Below are 17,154 nucleotides of genomic sequence, written 5' to 3' on the forward strand. Positions count from 1 at the left end.
GGTAAGTCCACGGCCGGGCTCGTGGTCAGGCCGCGGTGAAGAGCAGTGCGACGTTGTGGCCGCCGAAGCCGAACGAGTCGTTCACGGCGGCGGTCAGCTCGATCTTGCGCGGCTCGCCTGCGACGACGTCGAGCAGCACCTTGGGGTCCAGGTCGTCCAGGTTCAGCGTGGCCGGCACCAGCCCGTCCTGGATGGACAGCACGGTGATGATCGCCTCGACCGCGCCGGCCGCGCCGAGCAGATGGCCGAACGCGCTCTTCGGCGCGGTCAGCACCGGGTGGTCGCCGATCGCCTTGCGCACGGCCACGGTCTCGGCCACGTCGCCGACCGGCGTGGCGGTGGCGTGGCAGTTCACGTGGCCCACGTCGGCCGGGTCGACGCCGGCGCTGCGCAGCGCCGCCGAGATGGCCCTGGCCTGGCCGACGCCCTCCGGGTCCGGGGCGGTGATGTGGTAGCTGTCGGCGCTGGTGCCGATGCCGGCCAGCCGGCCGTACACCCGGGCGCCGCGCGCCGCCGCGTGCTCGGCCCGCTCCAGCACCATGATCCCGGCGCCCTCGCCGAGCACGAAGCCGTCCCGGTGCACGTCGAACGGCCGGGACGCCCTGGCCGGCTCGTCGTTGCGGGTGCTCATGGTGCGGGCCTGGGTGAACCCGGCCATGGTGATCCCGGTGATGCAGGCTTCGGCCCCGCCGGCCACCACCACGTCGGCCTCGCCGGACCGCAGCATGCGCCAGCCCCAGGCCAACGCCTCGGCACCGGACGCGCAGGCGGACACGGGGGCGTGCACCCCGGCCCGCGCCTTGAGATCCAGGCCGACGTGCGCGGCCGGGCCGTTGGGCATGAGCATCGGCACGGTCAGCGGGGAGACCTTGCGCAGCCCGGCACTCTCCAGGAGGTCGTCCTGGTTCAGCAGGGTCATCGCGCCGCCGATCCCGGTGCCGATCACCACGGCGAGCCGGTCCGGATCCACCGCGGTGGTGTCGCCCGGCTCGCCCAGTCCGGCGTCCCGCCAGGCCTCCCGCGCCGCCACGATGGCGACCTGCTCGCAGCGGTCCAGGCGGCGAGCCTCGACCCTCGGCAGGATCTCCGTCGGTTCGACCGCGAGCTGAGCGGCGATCCGCACCGGCAGGTCGAACCGCTCGATCCAGTCCGTCTCGAGTGCGGACACGCCACTGCGCCCGGCCAGCATTGCGTCCCAGGTGGACATCACATCGCCGCCAAGCGGCGTGGTGGCGCCTATCCCGGTGATGACGATGTCGGCTTTGCTCACTACCCCTCCGTGTCCTGGAAAAGAGATCCGCTATACGTTCTTGGAGACGTAACTCACGGCGTCGCCAACGGTCTTGAGGTTGGCCAGCTCGTCGTCCGGGATCTTGACCCCGAACCGGTCCTCGGCCTGCACGGCGATCTCGACCATGGACAGCGAGTCGATGTCCAGGTCGTCGACGAAGGACTTCTCGGCGGTCACGTCCTCTACCGCCACTCCGGCGACCTCTTCGACGATCTCGGCGAGCCCTTCGAGGATCTGCGCGTCACTCAAGCCCTTGGCGGCATCGTTCTCCATGGAGATTCCTTCCTTTCGGTTTCTTAGGGACAGATCACGACCTGGCCGGCGTAGGACAGGCCGGCGCCGAACCCGATCAGCAGCGCGACGTCGCCGGAGTGCACCCGGCCGCCCGCCCGCATGTGGTCCAGCGCCATCGGAATGGAGGCCGAGGAGGTGTTGCCCGAATGGACGATGTCGTCGGCGACGACCATGTCCTCCCGCGCGCCCTTGGCCCGCAGCCGTTTGGCGATCGCCTCGACGATACGCAGGTTCGCCTGGTGCGGCACCAGGACGTCCACATCGGACGGTTGGATTCCGGCGGCGTCCAGTGCGCGCAGGGCGATCGGCGCGATCTGCGTGGTCGCCCAGCGGAAGACCGACTGCCCCTCCTGGAAGATGTACTTCCCGTCCCGCATGCCGATCATGTCGACCATGTCGCCGGCGGAACCCCAGACCACCGGCCCGATCCCGGCCTCCTCGGCCGGTCCGACCACGGCGGCGCCTGCGCCGTCGGCGAAGATGATCGCGTTGGCCCGGTCGACCGGGTCGACCAGATCGGTCAGCTTCTCCGACCCGATCACCAGCACCCGGCCGGCGGATCCGGACCGCACCAGGTCGGAGGCGACGCCGAGGGCGTAGCAGAACCCGGCGCACGCGGCGTTGAGGTCGAACGCGCCGGCCGCCCTCACCCCGATCCGGTCGGCCACCGGCGCGGCGCCGTTCGGGATCGGCGTGACCGACGTGCAGTTGGCCAGGATCACCGTGTCCACGTCGGTCGGGGCCAGCCCGGCGTCGGCCAGCGCCTTCGAGCCGGCGACCACGGCCATGTCCTCGGCGGACTCGTCCTTGTCGGCGAACCGGCGCTCGACGATCCCGACCCGCTCCCGGATCCACTGGTCGGTGGTGTCCATGATCTTGGACAGGTCGTCGTTGGTGACTACCCGCTCCGGCTGCGTGCTCCCGATCCCCAGGATCCTCGTAGCCGTGGCGCCGCCAGGCAGCCGCAGTGTGGTCACGTTGAACTCCCGTCCGCTGTCTCGGTTTCCGGGCCGATCAGGTCGGCCACCTTGGCAAGGTCGGCGGGCACCTTGACGGCCACCGTCCTGGTGCCCTTCAACTCGCGCTTGGCCAGGCCGGTCAGCGTTCCGGCCGGGGGCAGCTCGACCAGCGCGTCGGCCCCGGCCGCGGCCATCGTGGCCAGGCACGCGTCCCACCGCACCGGGCTGGTCACCTGCGCGACCAGCCGGTCGAGCATCTCCGCGCCGCTGCTGACCGGTTGCCCGTCCGCGTTGGACAGCAGCGGCCGGACCGGGTCGGCCACCCGGACGTCGCCGGCCCGTTGCCGCATGGCTTCCCGGGCCGGCGCCATGTAGTGCGTGTGGAACGCGCCGGCCACCTTGAGCTTGATCACCTTGCCGGCCGGACGGTCCTCGGCGGCCACGGCCTTGTCCAGTGCGTCCAGCGCCCCGGCGGCGACGATCTGCCCGGCGCCGTTGCGGTTCGCGGCGACCAGGCCGAAGCCGGCCAGCCAGTCGACCACCTCGTCCGGGTCGCCGCCCATGACGGCGGCCATGCCGGTGGGCTCCAGCGCGCACGCGGCGGCCATCTCCCGGCCGCGCACCGCGGCCAGCGCGACCGCGTCGTCCGGGCTGAGCACCCCGGCCATGGCCGCGGCGGCCAGCTCACCGACCGAGTGTCCGGCGACCATGGTGCCGGCCGGCACCGGGACGCGGCGCTCCAGTTCGGCGTGGGCCAGCAGGGCCAGCGCGACCACCAGCGGCTGGGTCACCGCGGTGTCCTTGATCTCCTCGGCGTCCGCCTCGGTGCCCAGGTGCAGCAGATCCAGCCCGGTGAGCTCGGACCAGCGGGCGATCGTGTCCGGCACCCCGTCGACCTCGAGCCATGGGGTGAGCATGCCGGGCGACTGGGCGCCCTGACCTGGGGCGAGCAAAACGAGCACGGCAACCACTCTCCCCGGTCGGTCCGGCCGCGAGCCATGCCGAGAGGTACGAATCTAGGACAGCCGTCTTGTAGGCTTTCTACAATAGTTGCCGGCCCATTAACGCTGTTAGCCGGAAATCATTGTCTGTTTCTCACGGTGACGCCTTGGTGACACTAACGGGTTACCCAGTTCACCACAGCCCACGCGAGCGAGACAGCCGGCCGACCGCGAGCGCCACCCGGAGCACCAGCGCGTCCCGCGACAGGTTCGCGTTGCACCCGGTCACCTCGGCGGCCTTGCGCAGCCGGTAGCGGACCGTGTTCGGATGGACGAACAGCGTCCGCGCGCAGGTCTCCAGCACGCCGCCGTTCTCCAGGTAGGCCTCCACGGTCTCCAGCAGGCCACCGCCGGCCTGCTCCAGCGGCCGGGCCACCTGGTCGATCAGCTGCCGCTCGGCCTCCGGGTCGCCGGCCAGCGCCCGCTCGGGCAGCAGGTCGGTGGACCGCACCGGACGTGGCGCCGCCGGCCAGGCCACCACCGCGCGCAGCCCGGACAGCGCGTCCGCCGCGCTGCGGTGCGCCTCGGCGATGCTCGGCACGGTCGGGCCGGCCACCACCGGTCCGGCGCCGAACGCGTTGACCATCTTGGCCAGCACGCCCGGCTCGGCCGGGCCGGCCAGCAGCACCACCAGCCGGGCACCCTGCACGCCGAGCAGCACCGAACGGCCGGCCCGCGCGGCCCGGCTGCGCACCTCGTAGACCACCGTCGGCGGGTCGTCCGAGGAGGGGTTGCCGACCAGCACCGTGGCCTGCGCCGCCGGATCCCAGCCGAGCGCGGCCGCCCGGGACAGCAGCGACTCCTCGGCGTCGCCGCGCACGATCCCGTCCACCACCGACGCCTCCAGCCGGGCGTCCCACGCCCCGCGTGCCTCGGCCGCAGAGGCGTAGGACATCGCCGAGGTGAACGCCACCTCCCGGCCGTAGCGCAGCACCGCCTCGGTCAGCACCTGCCGCTCCGGCTCGTCCGCGGCCAGCTCCGGCACCTGGCGCTCCAGCACCTGCAACGCCACCCGGACCAGCTCGACGGTCTGCCGCAGGCTGATCCAGCGGGACAGGTCCTGGGGCGCGCCGCGGAACGCGTAGGTGGTCAGCCGCAGCGCGTCGGACCGGTCGCGCAGCCAGGCGGCGAACCCGGCGGCGCCGGTCTGGGCGATGAACAGCACGCTGGCCCGCTGGTCCGCCGGCATCCGGGCGAACCACGGAAACTGCTCCTCCATCGCGGCGAGGGCGGCGGAGGCGATCTTGCCGGAAGCGTGCTCGAGCGCCGCGAACGTCGCGGCCGACAACTCCGTCTCGCCCGTGCCGCTCATGGACCCCAGAATCGCACGCCCGCTCATCGGTGGCTGCGGCCGGTCACCCGCCGTCAAACAGGGCGGGGCCGCCTGGCGAACTCGGTGCGCCCGACGCCAGGCGGCCCATCTCCCCGGTCCCCACCGGTCTCTCCACTATGGACGATCCGGCCAAGCCCGCGCCAGACCCGTCCCCCGTTCGTGCTACGCGAATCGGTCCAACAAGGACTGTCCTTACCGGACCAACGAACCACCGCGCCGTTAGGCCACGCCCGGATCCGAGGTTTGCGGACCGGCGGCGGACACGTCGTCGATCCGGTACCGCCGGGCCGCGTCGACCACCGAGGACTGCTCCACCTCGCCGCGCCGGGCCAGCGCGGCCAGCACGCCGACCGTGATCGACTCGGCGTCCACCAGGAAGTGCCGCCGGGCCGCCGGGCGGGTGTCGGAGAAGCCGAACCCGTCGGTGCCCAGGCTGACCATGTCGGTCGGCACCCACGGCCGGATCAGGTCCGGAACCGCGCGCATCCAGTCCGACACCGTCACCACCGGCCCCTGCGTGCCGGCCAGCACGGTGGTCACGTACGGGATCCGTGGCTCGGCCTCCGGGTGCAGCAGGTTGTGCCGGTCGACGTCGACCGCCTCGCGGCGCAGCTCCGACCAGGAGGTCGCCGACCAGACGTCGGCCCGCACCTGCCACTCGTCGGCGAGCAGCCGCTGGGCCTTCAGCGCCGCCGGCATCGCCACGCCCGCGGCCAGGATCTGCGCCGACGGGCCGGTGCCGTCCGGCGCGGCCCGGTAGTGGTACAGACCGCGGAGCAGCCCCTCCACGTCGAGGTTGTCCGGCTCGGGCTGCTGCACGTACGGCTCGTTGTAGACGGTCAGGTAGTAGTAGATGTCCTCGGCCTGCTCGCCGTACATCCGGCGCAGCCCGTCCCGCACGATGTGCGCGATCTCGAACGACCAGGCCGGGTCGTAGGCCACCACCGCCGGGTTCGTCGCGGCGAGCAGCAGCGAGTGCCCGTCATTGTGCTGCAGCCCCTCGCCGGTCAGCGTGGTCCGGCCGGCCGTGGCGCCGAGCAGGAACCCGCGGGTCATCTGGTCGGCCGCGGCCCACAGGTTGTCGCCGGAGCGCTGGAAGCCGAACATCGAGTAGAAGATGTAGATCGGGATCATCGGCTCGCCGTGCGTGGCGTACGCGGTCCCGGCGGCGATGAACGACGCGCTCGAGCCGGCCTCGTTGATCCCCTCGTGCAGAATCTGGCCCTGCTCGCTCTCCTGGTAGGACAGCATCAGCGAGGCGTCCACCGAGGTGTAGAGCTGGCCGAGCGGGTTGTAGATCTTCTGCTTCGGGAACATCGAGTCCATGCCGAACGTGCGCGCCTCGTCCGGGATGATCGGCACCAGCCGGGGGCCGATCTCCGCGTCCTTGGCCAGGTCCCGGACCAGCCGGACGAACGCCATCGTGGTGGCGACCTCCTGCTTGCCCGAGCCGCGCCGGATCACGTCGTAGACCTTGTCGCCGGGCAGCACCAGCGCCTTGGACTTGCCGCGCCGCTCCGGTACGAACCCGCCGAGCTGGCGGCGCCGCTCCAGCATGTACTGGATCTCCGGCGCGTCCGGCCCGGGGTGGTAGTACGGCGGCAGGTACGGGTCGCGGTCCAGATCAGCGTCGGTGATCGGGATGCGCAGCGTGTCCCGGAACAGCTTGAGGTCGCCCAGCGCCATCTTCTTCATCTGGTGGGTGGCGTTGCGCGCCTCGAAGTGCGGCCCGAGCCCGTAACCCTTGATCGTCTTGGCCAGGATGACGGTCGGCTGGCCGTGGTGCTCGGTGGCCGCCTGGTAGGCCGCGTACACCTTGCGATAGTCGTGGCCGCCGCGCTTGAGATTCCAGATGTCCTGGTCGGTCATGGGCGCGACCAGTTCCTTGGTGCGGGGGTCGCGGCCGAAGAAGTGCTCGCGGACGAACGCGCCGTCGTTGGCCTTGTAGGTCTGGTAGTCACCGTCCGGCGTGGTGTTCATCAGGTTGACCAGGGCGCCGTCCCGGTCGGCGTGCAGCAGGGCGTCCCACTCCCGGCCCCAGATCACCTTGATCACGTTCCAGCCGGCGCCCCGGAAGAACGCCTCCAGCTCCTGGATGATCTTCCCGTTGCCGCGCACCGGGCCGTCCAGCCGCTGCAGGTTGCAGTTGATCACGAAGGTCAGGTTGTCCAGGCCCTCGTTGGCCGCGACGTGGATCAGGCCGCGCGACTCCGGCTCGTCCATCTCGCCGTCGCCGAGGAAGGCCCAGACCCGCTGGTCCGAGGTGTCCCGGATGCCCCGGTCGCGCAGGTACCGGTTGAACCGGGCCTGGAAGATCGCGTTCATCGGGCCGAGGCCCATCGACACGGTCGGGAACTCCCAGAAGTCCGGCATCAACCGCGGGTGCGGGTAGGACGGCAGGCCGGCGCCCGGGCCGCCGTGCGACAGCTCCTGGCGGAAGCCGTCCAGCGCGTCGGCGGACAGCCGGCCCTCCATGAAGGCCCTGGCGTAGATGCCGGGCGAGGCGTGGCCCTGGATGAACACCTGGTCGCCGCCGCCGGCGTGGTCCTTGCCGCGGAAGAACCAGTTGAAGCCGACCTCGTAGAGCGCGGCCGAGGAGGCGTAGGTGGAGATGTGCCCGCCGACGCCGACGCCCGGGCGCTGCGCGCGGTGCACGGTCATCGCCGCGTTCCACCGGATCCACGCCCGGTAGCGGCGCTCCACCTCCTCGTCGCCGGGGAACCACGGCTCCCGGTCGGTCGGGATCGTGTTCACGTAGTCGGTGCTGGTCAGCGCCGGCACGCCGACCCGGCTCTCCCGGGCCCGCTCGAGCAGCCGGAGCATCAGGTAGCGGGCGCGCTGCTGACCACCGTTGCGCACCATCTGGTCGAAGGACTCCAGCCACTCGGCCGTCTCGTCCGGGTCGATGTCTGGCAGATAGGCGGCGAGGCCGTCGCGGATAACCCGGACCCGCTCCGGACCGCTCGCACTGCTCGAGGTAGCCAACGGGATCTCCATTACCTGGTCTTTCGGCCCACGTTACTGGCCGGGTCGCGCTCCCCGCCGTGGCCGGTAGCCGTCGTGGTGTCCATCGTCGTCGTGATCGCCGCCGTCGTCATCGTTACCCGTCGGTAGCAGCACGATCAGCGACCGCGGCACGAGTTCCGGCGTGTCGACGGTTGGACGGTTGCGCAGGTGGGCCCCACCAGTGTTCGCTGTCGCAAGACCAATTTTCACCTCGGGAGCCCTACGTAGATGGAGGAGCAGGCCGTGGTCGCCGCGGAAGACGCCGGGAAGATCGGCGTCGCCGAAAGGCTCGGGATCGAAGCCAACATGGTTGTCCAGGAGATCGGCTGGGATGAGGACGTCGACGACGACGTGCGCGCCGCGATCGAGGAGAAGATCGGCGGCGACCTCCTCGACGAGGACGCCGACGAGGTCGTGGACGTGGTACTGCTGTGGTGGCGCGAAGACGACGGCGACCTGGTCGACGCGCTGATGGACGCGATCAGCCCACTGGCCGACAACGGCGTGATCTGGGTGCTCACTCCCAAGACCGGGCGCGACGGCCACGTCGAGCCCAGCGAGATCGCCGAGGCGGTGCCGACCGCCGGCCTGGCCCAGACGTCCACCGCCAGTGTGGGGGACGACTGGACCGCCACCAGGCTGGTGGCGCCGAAGTCGGCCAAGTCCAAGCGCTGACCATGGTGCCCTAGGCTGGTCCGGGACGGATCGGCACGAACGAGGGAGGGCTGACCATGGCGGTCGAGGTCGGCACGAAGGCACCGGATTTCACGCTCAGCGACTCGAACAAGCAGCAGGTCACCCTGTCGTCGTTCCAGGGCGACAAGAACGTCCTGCTGATCTTCTACCCGTTCGCCTTCAGCCGCGTCTGCACCGGCGAGCTGTGCCAACTCCGCGACGAGCTGACCGACTACAGCAACCGCAACGTGCAGGTCCTCGGCGTCTCGGTGGACTCCCCCTTCGCCCTCAAAGCCTGGGCCGACCAGGAAGGCTACAAGTTCCCCCTGCTGTCGGACTTCTGGCCGCACGGCGCCGTGGCCACCAACTACGGCGTGTTCAACGACAAGGCCGGCCTGGCCCTGCGCGGCACGTTCCTGATCGACACCACCGGCACCGTCCGCTTCACCGAAGTCAACCAACCCGGCGATGCCCGCGACCAAACCGGCTGGAAGAACGCCATCGCCACCCTCGCCCCCTGACCCCGCACAGGGCGCATAGCTCAGCGGAAGAGCACTCGGTTTACACCCGAGCGGTCGCAGGTTCGAGTCCTGCTGCGCCCACCCTGTCTGACCTCGTCAAACGGCCACCTCCATCGATCTTGGAAAGGATCGCGTGGCATCTCTGGGCGGAAGACGTACTCTCGGGATATGGGGGAAGACGGGGGAGGCCCCCGTGGCCGCAAGCGTCCAGCGGGGAGCATCGAAACGCTCAAGAGCGGTCGCTGCGCGTCCGCGTGTACGCGGGAGTGGACAAGGAGCGCCACCTGGCTCAGTGGGAGGGGTCGGACAGTTGGCTCGAGGCCTTGCAGATCTACGTGCGGCGCCACATCAACCCGTTCGTGGGCGCGGTCAAGGTCCACAAGCTGGACGTGGACGTGCTCGACTCGTTCTACCGGGAGCTCAAGCGCTGCCGTGACCACTGCGATGGGCGTGCGTTCATTCAGCATCGAACGTCGGCCAGGTCCGCCTCAGTCACCGGCGTCTCGTCTCCCGGGCCGGCGGCCAGCCCGGCGGCGGCGACCTGCCCGGCCAATCGCCGATACCGGCGATCCGCCTTCCTACCGATCATGATGGCTTCCTCCTGGCTGGCGGTCAGCGGATCGGATGACCGCGGCAAGGATGGCCTCGTGGTCGTACCGGGTGGTGTTGCCCATGATCACGATGCCGAGGCCGGCGTTGGGGTAGAGCCGGATGACGTTCCAGAATCCGCTGCCGCCGCCGAGGTGTTCGACGAAGGACGGATCGCGCCCGGCCGGCCGGTACCAGCCCAGTCCGATGTCCAGCGGGCCACCGCGCGCCGTGACCTGCCGCATCTGCGCGGCGACGCCGGCCGGAAGTAGTCGCACCCCGGCCACGACGCCGTCGTTGAGGTGCAACATCGCCAGCCGTGCCGCGTCGGTTACCCCGCCGACGAGTCCGCCGTAGGCGGCGCCGAGAACGTGGAACGGGTTGTAGGCGACGTAGCGGCCCTGCCGGCCGGCGACGATTCCAGCCGGCAGGATCGCCCGCAGCAGCGGTGTCAGTGCGGCGGGCAGCCGCTGGTATCCGGTTGCCGGTTCCTCGTCGCCCACGTCGGCGTAGCTGAAGCCGGTTTGGGCCATCCCGAGCGCCTCCAGCACGTGGGTGCGGAGGTGGGTTTCGAACGGTTCGCCGGCGACCGCCGCCACGATCTGTCCCAGGACCAGGTAACCCAGGTTGGAATAACGGGCCCGCTCCCCAGGGGCGAATGCGAGCCGGCGGTGGCGGGCAAGCAGCCGCTCCACGAACGCGGCCTGGTCGGGGGCCGGTGCGTCGGCGGGCCGGACCCAGCGGATCGGCAGCGGGTTGGCCAGGCCGGAACTGTGGGACAGCAGGTGCCGCACGGACACCGGCCGCGGCTGTACCACCCTCGCGAATGACGGGAGGTAGTCGGTCACCGGGGCGTCGAGGTCGAGCGCACCGGTGCCGGCCAGGCGCAGCACGGCGGTCGCGGTGACGATCTTCGTCATCGAGAACCACAGATACGGAGTCCGCGCACCCGCCGGTATCCCACTGCTCAGGTCCGTTACGCCAAACCCGCGCTGCCACCGCTCACCGTCCGCTCCCACCACGGCGATCGACAGCCCTGGTACCCGGTTCGCCCGGGTGAGCGCCGCTATGCGTCCCTCCAGCGCATCAAATCCACCCGTGTTCATCTGTGACCTTCCCGTCCGATCATGCGGTGAGCCGCCGTCCGAGCCGGATGCTGGCTATGGTCAGCAGGGTCAGGGCGACAGCGGCGAGGACGGTCAGTTGGGTGGCGATCTGGGGGATGCCGCCGCCGCGGGAGAGGATCTCGATCCAGCCGTCGATGGCCCAGGCGTGTGGGGTGATGTGCCCGATGGTGCGCATGGTCTGCGGCACGATCTCCAATGGCCACATGGCGCCGCCGAGCATGCCGCAGGCGATGCCGATCGCGGGGCCGATGGCGCCGGCCTGTTCGGGGGTGCGGAACAGGGTGCCGGCCAGGATTCCGGTGCCGGTGCCGACCAGGGCCCACACGGTGATGAGCGCGGCGGCGGCCAGCGGGTCGCCCCAGCGAACCCCGAACAGGACCGCTCCGATGCCGACGATCAGCAACGACTGCAGCAGCGCCACGGCGAGGTAGGTGAGGGTTTCGCCGAAGACGATGTCGTGTGGGCGGATCGGCGCGGCGCAGACGCGGTCATAGATGCCGAGCCGGCGGGACTCGATGATGGCCGCGCCGCCGGCGAGGGCGTTGATGAACACGAACAGTACGAGCATGGTGGGTGCGCTGTAGCTGAAGCCCAGCGGGAGGTAGTCGCTGGTGGCGTCGACGGTTTCGGTGCGTACGGTGACCGTGCCGACGCTGGCCTGTAGTCGGGTGGCGGTGGCGAGTCGTTCATCGAACGTGCCGCCGAGGTTGTCCACGGTGAACCTCGCCGCCTCGACCCGCGCCGCGTGCCGGGCGACCAGGCCGGAGACGGCCGACCGGGCCGCCTGCTGGATGGACTGCGCGGCGCTGCCGAGCAGGGGGATCGTGACCGTACCACCGGAGCGCAGCGTGCCGTCCAGCCCGGCGGGAACGATGAGGACCGCGTCCAGTTCGTTGCGGCGCAACGCGTTGCGGGCCTCGGACTCTCCGGCGTAGTCGGTCACGCTGACAGCCGGGGACTGCCGCAGGTCGGTGACCAGTTCGGTGGCCAGCGGAGTCCGTTCGGCGGCGACCACACCGATGCGGATCTCGCCGGTGTCGCGCACGGTCGCCCCGATCACCAGGATGATCACGATCGGCAGCAGCACCATGAAGAACAGCGCGGTGCGGTCGCGGGCCAGCCGGCGCAGGCCGGTGGCCATGATGGTGAGCGCGGTCATCGGGCCGCCCTCCTCGACAGCAGCACCGCCAGCCCGCCGCACGCCGCGGTGAAGGCCAGCATCGCCAGCACCGGCACGAGCACGGCGGACGGGCCGGCGCCGGTGGCCAGGTCGGTGAAGCCGCGCAGCGCCCAGCCGTTGGGCGTGAGCAGTGCGAGCGTGCGCAGCAGCGGCGGTGCCATGGACACGTAGACGAAGTTGCCGCCGAGCAGCACCAGGCCGAAGGTGAGCATCGCGGCGATTCCCTCGGCCTGCCGCTCGGTGCGCGACAGCGAGATCACCAGCGCGGTCAGCCCGACCATGGCCAGCGCCATGGCCACCAGCAGCGCGGCGGCGGCCAGCGGCGGACCCCAGTACGCGTCGAACGCCAGCGTGGTGACCAGGGCCATCGTGGTGAGGCTGGCCAGCGCGTAGCCCAGGGTGGCCAACGACTTTCCGGCCAGCACCACGGCGGGCCGCAGCGGGGCGGCGCGGATCCGGTCCAGGGTGCCGGTCTGCCGCTCGAGGAAATAGCCGCGTGCGGTGAAGCTGACCGCGAACAGCGCGAAGAAGATTCCCATGGCCGGGCCGAAGTAACTGATCGACCGCAGCTGCCGGGTGCCGGCCGGGACCGCGGCGACCTGCTCGGGCAGCCGGCGCGCCGCGGCCTCGGCGGCGAGCGCCGGCAACCCGTCCGGGGTGGCGCCGGAGGACAGCGCGGTGGCCACGGACAGCCGCACGGCGTCCAGCTGCGCGGCGAACCCGTCCGCGATGGCCTGGCCGACCTGTTGGGCCACCGGCTCGTCGACGCGGCCGAGCACCGTCACCGGCGCCGCGGTCCCGCCGCGTGCGGCCGCGGTGAACCCGGCGGGGATGACGAACGCGGCCCCGACCTCACCACTGTCCACCTGGGAGCGGGCGTCGGCCTCGCTCGGCACGGTTCGCACCGTGACGAGGTCGGACAGTTCCGGGTCGCGCAACACCTGGGTGAAGGCGGCAGCCAGTTCGCCGTGGTCGTTGTCCACCACCGCGGCGTCGAGGTGGTAGCTGTCCCCGCCGCCGAACGCGAAGCTCATCAGGGTCGCGATGACAACCGGGGCAACGAACCCGAGAACGATGGCGGACCGGTCGCGCAGGCGCTGGCGCAGGTCCTTGGCGGCGATGGCGAGTACCGGTGACATGGCGTGCCTGATTCATTCCCTCAGCGCGGTGCCGGTCAGGTGCAGGAACACCGACTCGAGGTCGGGCTCGATCACCTGCACGCTGCGCACGGTGACCCCGCGCCGGTCGGCCAGCTCGAGCACGGCCGGCAGCAGGCGGCGGCCGAAGTCGGCCAGTAGGTGCACCTCGCCGTCGGTGGTGTCCGCGCCGTGCACGCCGGCCAGGTCCCGGCAGGCGACGGCGAAGGTGGCCAGGTCGCCGGTGGCGACCAGCTTGATCGTGTCGCGTTCGGCCACCTGCGCGACCAGCTCGCCGTGGGTGCCTTCGGCGATCAGCCGGCCGTGGTCGATGATGCCCACCCGGTCGCAGAGGCGTTCGGCCTCTTCCATGTAGTGCGTGGTGTAGAGCACGGCCATGCCGGACCGGCCGAACCGCTGGATGCTTTCCAGGATCGCGTGCCGGCTCTGCGGGTCCACGCCCACCGTCGGCTCGTCGAGCACCAGCAGCGTCGGCTCGTGCAGCAGCCCGGCGCCGATGTTGAGCCGCCGGCGCATGCCTCCGGAGAAGGACTCCACCCGCTCGCCGGCCCGCTCGGTGAGATCCACCAGCTCCAGTACCGCCTCGACCCGCCGGTTCAGCCGGGCACCGCGCAGCCGGTACATCCGGCCGAAGAACCGCAGGTTCTCCCGCGCGGTCAGATCGGGATACAGCGCCACTTCCTGCGGCACATACCCGATCAGCTCCCGCGCCCGCAGCCCGCCGGCCGCGGACATCGTCCGGCCGGCCACCACGACCGTCCCGGCGTCCGGGCGCAGCAGCCCGCACACCATGCGGATCACGGTCGTCTTGCCGGCGCCGTTCGGGCCCAGCAGCCCGTAGGTCTCGCCGGGCGCGATGCGCAGGCTCACGCCGTCCACCGCGACCCGGCCACCGAACCGCCGGGTCAGGCCGGAGCACTCCAGCACCGCACCGGTGGTGGTGGACCTGGCTGTAGCGGTCACATCCGCCTGTGCCAAGGTCTTCACCTCCTCAGCTCGCCCCCAGTAGGTCACGAGCCGCCCTGGGTCGCCAGGGACCTAGGACACGGCCCGGCGGGACGTTCAGGCGGGCACGAGCAGGATCCACACCGGTCCGGGTGCGAGGGGCAGCGGCAGGCCGGACGCGGTGTGGAACCGGGTGGGCGCGCCGGCCGCCGGTCGGGACCAGGTGGCGTCGAACCGCTGGCCGTCGCGTAGCACGGTGGCGCTGCCCCGGCCCACCGTGCGGGCCACCGGCGAGCCGCCGGGACCGTCCACCGTGGACTCGGCTGCCGTGATCACGACCCGTTGTTCGATCACCGTGGCGGCGCTGAGCCGGCCCGACTCGGTGGAGCTCAACGGGGTGCCGTCCATCGACACCTGCCAGTCCTCGCCGGACCAGATGAAGGTGAAACTGCTCGCCGGGTACCGGACATCGAGCCGGGTGCTCGGGGCGCCGGTCGCGGGGGCGGCACCGTACTGAAGGGCCGGTGTGGCCGGGGCGGCCGAGCCGCCCGGCAGTCGCCGGGCGGACAGGTAGAGGTTGTGCGGTGCGGAGTGCTCGGAACCGCGGTGGTACGCACCTGGCACCTCGGCCGGCGAGGCGTTGACCAGGTTCGCCGCGCGCAGGGCGGGCAGCAGTTCCGGGGCGGCACCGGAGTAGGCGAACACCGGTCGCCCGTACTGGCCCAGCAGCTCGATGTCGGTGCGCCGGGCGCTGCGCACCGGCCCGATCACCGCCGGCACCTCGCCGTCATACAGTGCCACCAGGCGGGTCAGGCCGCCCTCGACCGGTTCGACGTACACCACGTCCGCGGCGCCAAGACCGGTCGCGGGTCGCGCGTCCCGGACATTGTCGATCTTGACCGCGAGGCCGGGTGCTCCCGCTGGCGGGACCGCCGGTGCGGTGGCCGTCGGCGTCGTCCCGGGCGCCACGTTGGGGGTGCCCGGGTAGGTGGACGGGCCGCGGGTGATCAGCGCGACAGCCGCGATCACGACCGCGATGGTCAGCCCGACCGTCCACCAGAGCCGGGCCCGGTTCGGTGTCTGCCCACGCATTCTGACCACTTCCCTCGACTCCAGTCTGGACACCGGCCACGCCCGGCAAACCCGTCGAGAGTCCTTGCCGTTGTGGGTCCTTGGCCCCTCGTGGCAGACCCGCGCACGGTGCGGACCAAGGTTCCCGCCGCTCGCGGGTGACCAGGTGTTGTGGGCATTTCGGCTGGGGCGGTGCGTGCCGTTGGTCCCTCGTGTGGCCGGCAGTGGTCGGGTCAGTGTGGACGGGAGGCCAACAGCAGGGTCAGAAAGGACTTCTCGGCGAGCGCGACCGAGCAACTGGTGCGGGGGTTGTCCGAGGCGCGGGCGGCGCAGGCGCGGGTCCGGGTGGGTTCGAACACGATTCCGGAGCCGGCTCGTCCCGGAGCATTACGGTGGCTGGAACAAGCTGGCGGCGGCTGGGCGCCGCCGCACTGGTCGGCGCGGCCGCTGGCCTGGCGACGGCCTTGGCCATGCCGCGTGGCCCGATAACGCCGGTTGAGGTTCTGGCCGGGATGACTGTTTGCTTTCTGGTCGGCGGTGTCGCGGGGTGGGTGGCCCGGTCCCGGTGGGCGGTGCTCGTCGCGCCGGCCGCGTTCGCCGTCGCCTGCGAGATCGGGCGGATCGGTGTGGTCGGCCCGTCGGTCGACCGGCCGGACCTGTCCGCCAGGATCGGGGTGTTGGTGTTCGTGGTGGGCGGTGGGTTTCAGGCCGTTGTGCAGCTCGTGCCGATGATGCTCGGCGCGGCCGGGGAGCGGGCCTGGCCCGGCGAACCGCGCCCGGATACCGCGAACCGGTTGGGTGGTACCGGGTAGCGCTGTGGGTTCGGCGCATCGTGGTGGCCATGCTGGCCGTCGCGTTGGTCGCGTTCGGGGTGCTGCTCGCCCGGCCCGGGAGCACCGAGCCGATCCTGGCCGCCGACGGCCGGCCGATGGCCGGCAGCGTCGCCGAGTTGGCGAAGGTCTCCCTTGGCGGGCATGAGCAGACCGTGCTGATCCGCGCGCGGAGTACGGCTAACCCGGTGCTGCTCTACCTCGCCGGCGGACCCGGGCAGAGCGATCTCGGGTACACCCGCGCGTACATGGCCGGCCTGGAGGACGATTTCGTGTTCTCGGTCTGGGACCAGCGCGGCGCCGGGACCTCCTATGCGGCGCTGGATCCGTCCAGCACCTGGACTCTGGAGCAGGCGGTGGCCGACACCGTGGCGCTGGCGCGGTACCTGGCCGCCCGGTTCGGCGCCGAGAAGATCTACCTGTTCGGAAACTCGTGGGGCTCGACGCTGGGAGTGCTTGCCGCCCAACGCAACCCCGAGCTCTTCCACGCCTACATCGGCGCCGGGCAGATGGCCAGCCAGCTCGCCAGCGACCAGATCATCTACCGGCAGCTGCTCGAGCACGCGACCCGAACCGGCGACACCGCGCTGGCCGAGCGGATGCGCGAGTTCGGCCCGCCGCCATACCGGGACATCTACGCCAACGCGTTCATCGTCGGCTACTACGACACGCTCGCCAACTACCCGAAGACGGCCTACTTCCAGGCGCACCGCCCACCGGGCATCGACGGCACCGGCGCCGCCGAGTACGGCCCGCTCGACAAGGCCCGTCTGTCCACAGTAGACACCGATGCCGTGCCGGCGTTCATCGTCGCGAGCGTGGCCTACCTTGTCCGGCTGCCGCGGCCGGCGGTAATCCCGCGCGCGGGTGTTACGGCGTGGATGTCATCGCCTTGCGGAGGTCTTCGGCGTCGTAGATCAGTTCGCCGCGCACGATGGTGCCGTCCTTGATCTGCAGTATCTCGGCGGCGGTGAGCACCCCGGGCAGCATCGCCATCTCCCAGTCGATCACTGAGCAGACCAGGTCACCGTCGATGAACTGGTGGCGTAGGGCGAAGCTGCGCACGGCGGCGCCGGCCTGGCGGGCCATGGTCCGAAACCGGTCGGCGTCGGAGAAGCTGGCGATCGGGCCGGTGAAGGTGAAGTTTTCGGCCAGTGGCACACCGGTCATGTCTCC

Annotated in this window: 18 protein-coding genes and 1 tRNA gene; 5 read left to right on the top strand and 14 right to left on the bottom strand. The window is 71.3% G+C overall.

Annotated elements, in window-relative coordinates:
- Positions 1–25: 25 nt before the first annotated feature.
- The 6 genes from VFV67_RS12125 to aceE form a co-directional block, all read right to left on the bottom strand.
- Entirely contained in the window at positions 26–1,270 is a 1,245-nt protein-coding gene (locus VFV67_RS12125) for a beta-ketoacyl-ACP synthase II (RefSeq protein WP_326469662.1), read from the bottom strand.
- 30 nt (positions 1,271–1,300) lie between these two features.
- On the bottom strand, positions 1,301–1,564 hold the full coding sequence (locus tag VFV67_RS12130; protein WP_414636233.1) for an acyl carrier protein: 264 nt from the start codon (positions 1,562–1,564) through the stop codon (positions 1,301–1,303).
- Positions 1,565–1,587: 23 nt separating this feature from the next.
- Positions 1,588–2,562 (bottom strand): beta-ketoacyl-ACP synthase III, encoded by a 975-nt coding sequence (locus tag VFV67_RS12135; RefSeq protein ID WP_326469665.1) that lies wholly within the window; start codon positions 2,560–2,562, stop codon positions 1,588–1,590.
- Positions 2,559–3,506, bottom strand: coding sequence for an ACP S-malonyltransferase (locus tag VFV67_RS12140; protein ID WP_326469667.1), 948 nt, complete (start codon positions 3,504–3,506; stop codon positions 2,559–2,561). The genes VFV67_RS12135 and VFV67_RS12140 overlap by 4 nt, the downstream gene beginning before the upstream one ends.
- 172 nt (positions 3,507–3,678) lie before the next feature.
- Positions 3,679–4,857 carry a PucR family transcriptional regulator gene (locus VFV67_RS12145; protein WP_326469669.1) on the bottom strand — a complete coding sequence of 393 codons (1,179 nt, stop codon included), beginning with the start codon at positions 4,855–4,857 and terminating at the stop codon, positions 3,679–3,681.
- Positions 4,858–5,097: 240 nt separating this feature from the next.
- Positions 5,098–7,863: a pyruvate dehydrogenase (acetyl-transferring), homodimeric type gene (aceE, locus tag VFV67_RS12150; protein WP_326469671.1), complete on the bottom strand. Its 2,766-nt coding sequence runs from the start codon at positions 7,861–7,863 to the stop codon at positions 5,098–5,100.
- A 264-nt stretch (positions 7,864–8,127) separates the two neighbouring features.
- On the opposite strand from aceE, the gene VFV67_RS12155 reads away from it, so the two are divergent.
- From VFV67_RS12155 to VFV67_RS12165, 3 genes are all read left to right on the top strand, one after another.
- Positions 8,128–8,559, top strand: coding sequence for a DUF3052 domain-containing protein (locus VFV67_RS12155; protein WP_326469692.1), 432 nt, complete (start codon positions 8,128–8,130; stop codon positions 8,557–8,559).
- 56 nt (positions 8,560–8,615) lie between these two features.
- Entirely contained in the window at positions 8,616–9,080 is a 465-nt protein-coding gene (locus VFV67_RS12160) for a peroxiredoxin (RefSeq protein ID WP_326469673.1), read from the top strand.
- Positions 9,081–9,089: 9 nt separating this feature from the next.
- A tRNA-Val gene (locus VFV67_RS12165) sits at positions 9,090–9,161 on the top strand.
- Between the two features lie 379 nt (positions 9,162–9,540).
- Here the strand turns inward: VFV67_RS12165 and VFV67_RS12170 are convergent.
- The 7 genes from VFV67_RS12170 to VFV67_RS12200 all read right to left on the bottom strand — a co-directional run bounded on the left by VFV67_RS12170 (position 9,541) and on the right by VFV67_RS12200 (position 15,507).
- The gene (locus VFV67_RS12170; protein ID WP_326469675.1) at positions 9,541–9,669 is read right to left on the bottom strand and encodes a hypothetical protein; all 129 of its coding nucleotides are present in this window, start codon (positions 9,667–9,669) and stop codon (positions 9,541–9,543) included.
- Complete coding sequence (locus tag VFV67_RS12175; protein ID WP_326469676.1) at positions 9,659–10,774, bottom strand: serine hydrolase domain-containing protein; 1,116 nt, start codon at positions 10,772–10,774, stop codon at positions 9,659–9,661. The genes VFV67_RS12170 and VFV67_RS12175 overlap by 11 nt, the downstream gene beginning before the upstream one ends.
- A gap of 19 nt (positions 10,775–10,793) precedes the next feature.
- A complete protein-coding gene (locus VFV67_RS12180) occupies positions 10,794–11,954 on the bottom strand; it encodes an ABC transporter permease (RefSeq protein ID WP_326469677.1) in 1,161 nt (386 codons plus the stop codon).
- A complete protein-coding gene (locus tag VFV67_RS12185) occupies positions 11,951–13,114 on the bottom strand; it encodes an ABC transporter permease (RefSeq protein WP_326469678.1) in 1,164 nt (387 codons plus the stop codon). Before VFV67_RS12185 ends, VFV67_RS12180 begins: the two co-directional genes overlap by 4 nt.
- A 12-nt stretch (positions 13,115–13,126) precedes the next feature.
- Positions 13,127–14,110, bottom strand: a complete 984-nt coding sequence (locus VFV67_RS12190; protein WP_326469679.1) for an ABC transporter ATP-binding protein — start codon at positions 14,108–14,110, stop codon at positions 13,127–13,129.
- Positions 14,111–14,194: 84 nt separating this feature from the next.
- On the bottom strand, positions 14,195–15,169 hold the full coding sequence (locus VFV67_RS12195) for a DUF3048 domain-containing protein (RefSeq protein ID WP_326469681.1): 975 nt from the start codon (positions 15,167–15,169) through the stop codon (positions 14,195–14,197).
- Between the two features lie 212 nt (positions 15,170–15,381).
- On the bottom strand, positions 15,382–15,507 hold the full coding sequence (locus tag VFV67_RS12200; protein ID WP_326469683.1) for a hypothetical protein: 126 nt from the start codon (positions 15,505–15,507) through the stop codon (positions 15,382–15,384).
- Positions 15,508–15,660: 153 nt separating this feature from the next.
- On the opposite strand from VFV67_RS12200, the gene VFV67_RS12205 reads away from it, so the two are divergent.
- Positions 15,661–15,960, top strand: a complete 300-nt coding sequence (locus VFV67_RS12205; protein ID WP_326469685.1) for a hypothetical protein — start codon at positions 15,661–15,663, stop codon at positions 15,958–15,960.
- A 29-nt stretch (positions 15,961–15,989) separates the two neighbouring features.
- Positions 15,990–16,928: an alpha/beta fold hydrolase gene (locus VFV67_RS12210; protein ID WP_326469686.1), complete on the top strand. Its 939-nt coding sequence runs from the start codon at positions 15,990–15,992 to the stop codon at positions 16,926–16,928.
- Here VFV67_RS12210 and VFV67_RS12215 read toward each other — a convergent pair.
- On the bottom strand, positions 16,849–17,154 hold a 306-nt coding region (locus VFV67_RS12215; RefSeq protein ID WP_326469687.1), incomplete at its 5' end, for a nuclear transport factor 2 family protein. The two genes, VFV67_RS12210 and VFV67_RS12215, sit on opposite strands and share 80 nt — an antisense overlap.

Origin of the sequence: Actinophytocola sp., assembly GCF_035762905.1 — a bacterium.
Lineage (GTDB): Bacteria > Actinomycetota > Actinomycetes > Mycobacteriales > Pseudonocardiaceae > DASYTH01.

Excerpts from the sequence above, each read along its gene's own strand:
- VFV67_RS12130 (WP_414636233.1), bottom strand. The coding sequence starts at position 1,564 with ATGGAGAACGATGCCGCCAAGGGCTTGAGTGACGCGCAGATCCTCGAA.
- VFV67_RS12145 (WP_326469669.1), bottom strand. The coding sequence starts at position 4,857 with ATGAGCGGCACGGGCGAGACGGAGTTGTCGGCCGCGACGTTCGCGGCG.
- VFV67_RS12160 (WP_326469673.1), top strand. The coding sequence starts at position 8,616 with ATGGCGGTCGAGGTCGGCACGAAGGCACCGGATTTCACGCTCAGCGAC.
- VFV67_RS12170 (WP_326469675.1), bottom strand. The coding sequence starts at position 9,669 with ATGATCGGTAGGAAGGCGGATCGCCGGTATCGGCGATTGGCCGGGCAG.
- VFV67_RS12175 (WP_326469676.1), bottom strand. The coding sequence starts at position 10,774 with ATGAACACGGGTGGATTTGATGCGCTGGAGGGACGCATAGCGGCGCTC.
- VFV67_RS12180 (WP_326469677.1), bottom strand. The coding sequence starts at position 11,954 with ATGACCGCGCTCACCATCATGGCCACCGGCCTGCGCCGGCTGGCCCGC.
- VFV67_RS12185 (WP_326469678.1), bottom strand. The coding sequence starts at position 13,114 with ATGTCACCGGTACTCGCCATCGCCGCCAAGGACCTGCGCCAGCGCCTG.
- VFV67_RS12195 (WP_326469681.1), bottom strand. The coding sequence starts at position 15,169 with ATGCGTGGGCAGACACCGAACCGGGCCCGGCTCTGGTGGACGGTCGGG.
- VFV67_RS12205 (WP_326469685.1), top strand. The coding sequence starts at position 15,661 with ATGACTGTTTGCTTTCTGGTCGGCGGTGTCGCGGGGTGGGTGGCCCGG.
- VFV67_RS12210 (WP_326469686.1), top strand. The coding sequence starts at position 15,990 with ATGCTGGCCGTCGCGTTGGTCGCGTTCGGGGTGCTGCTCGCCCGGCCC.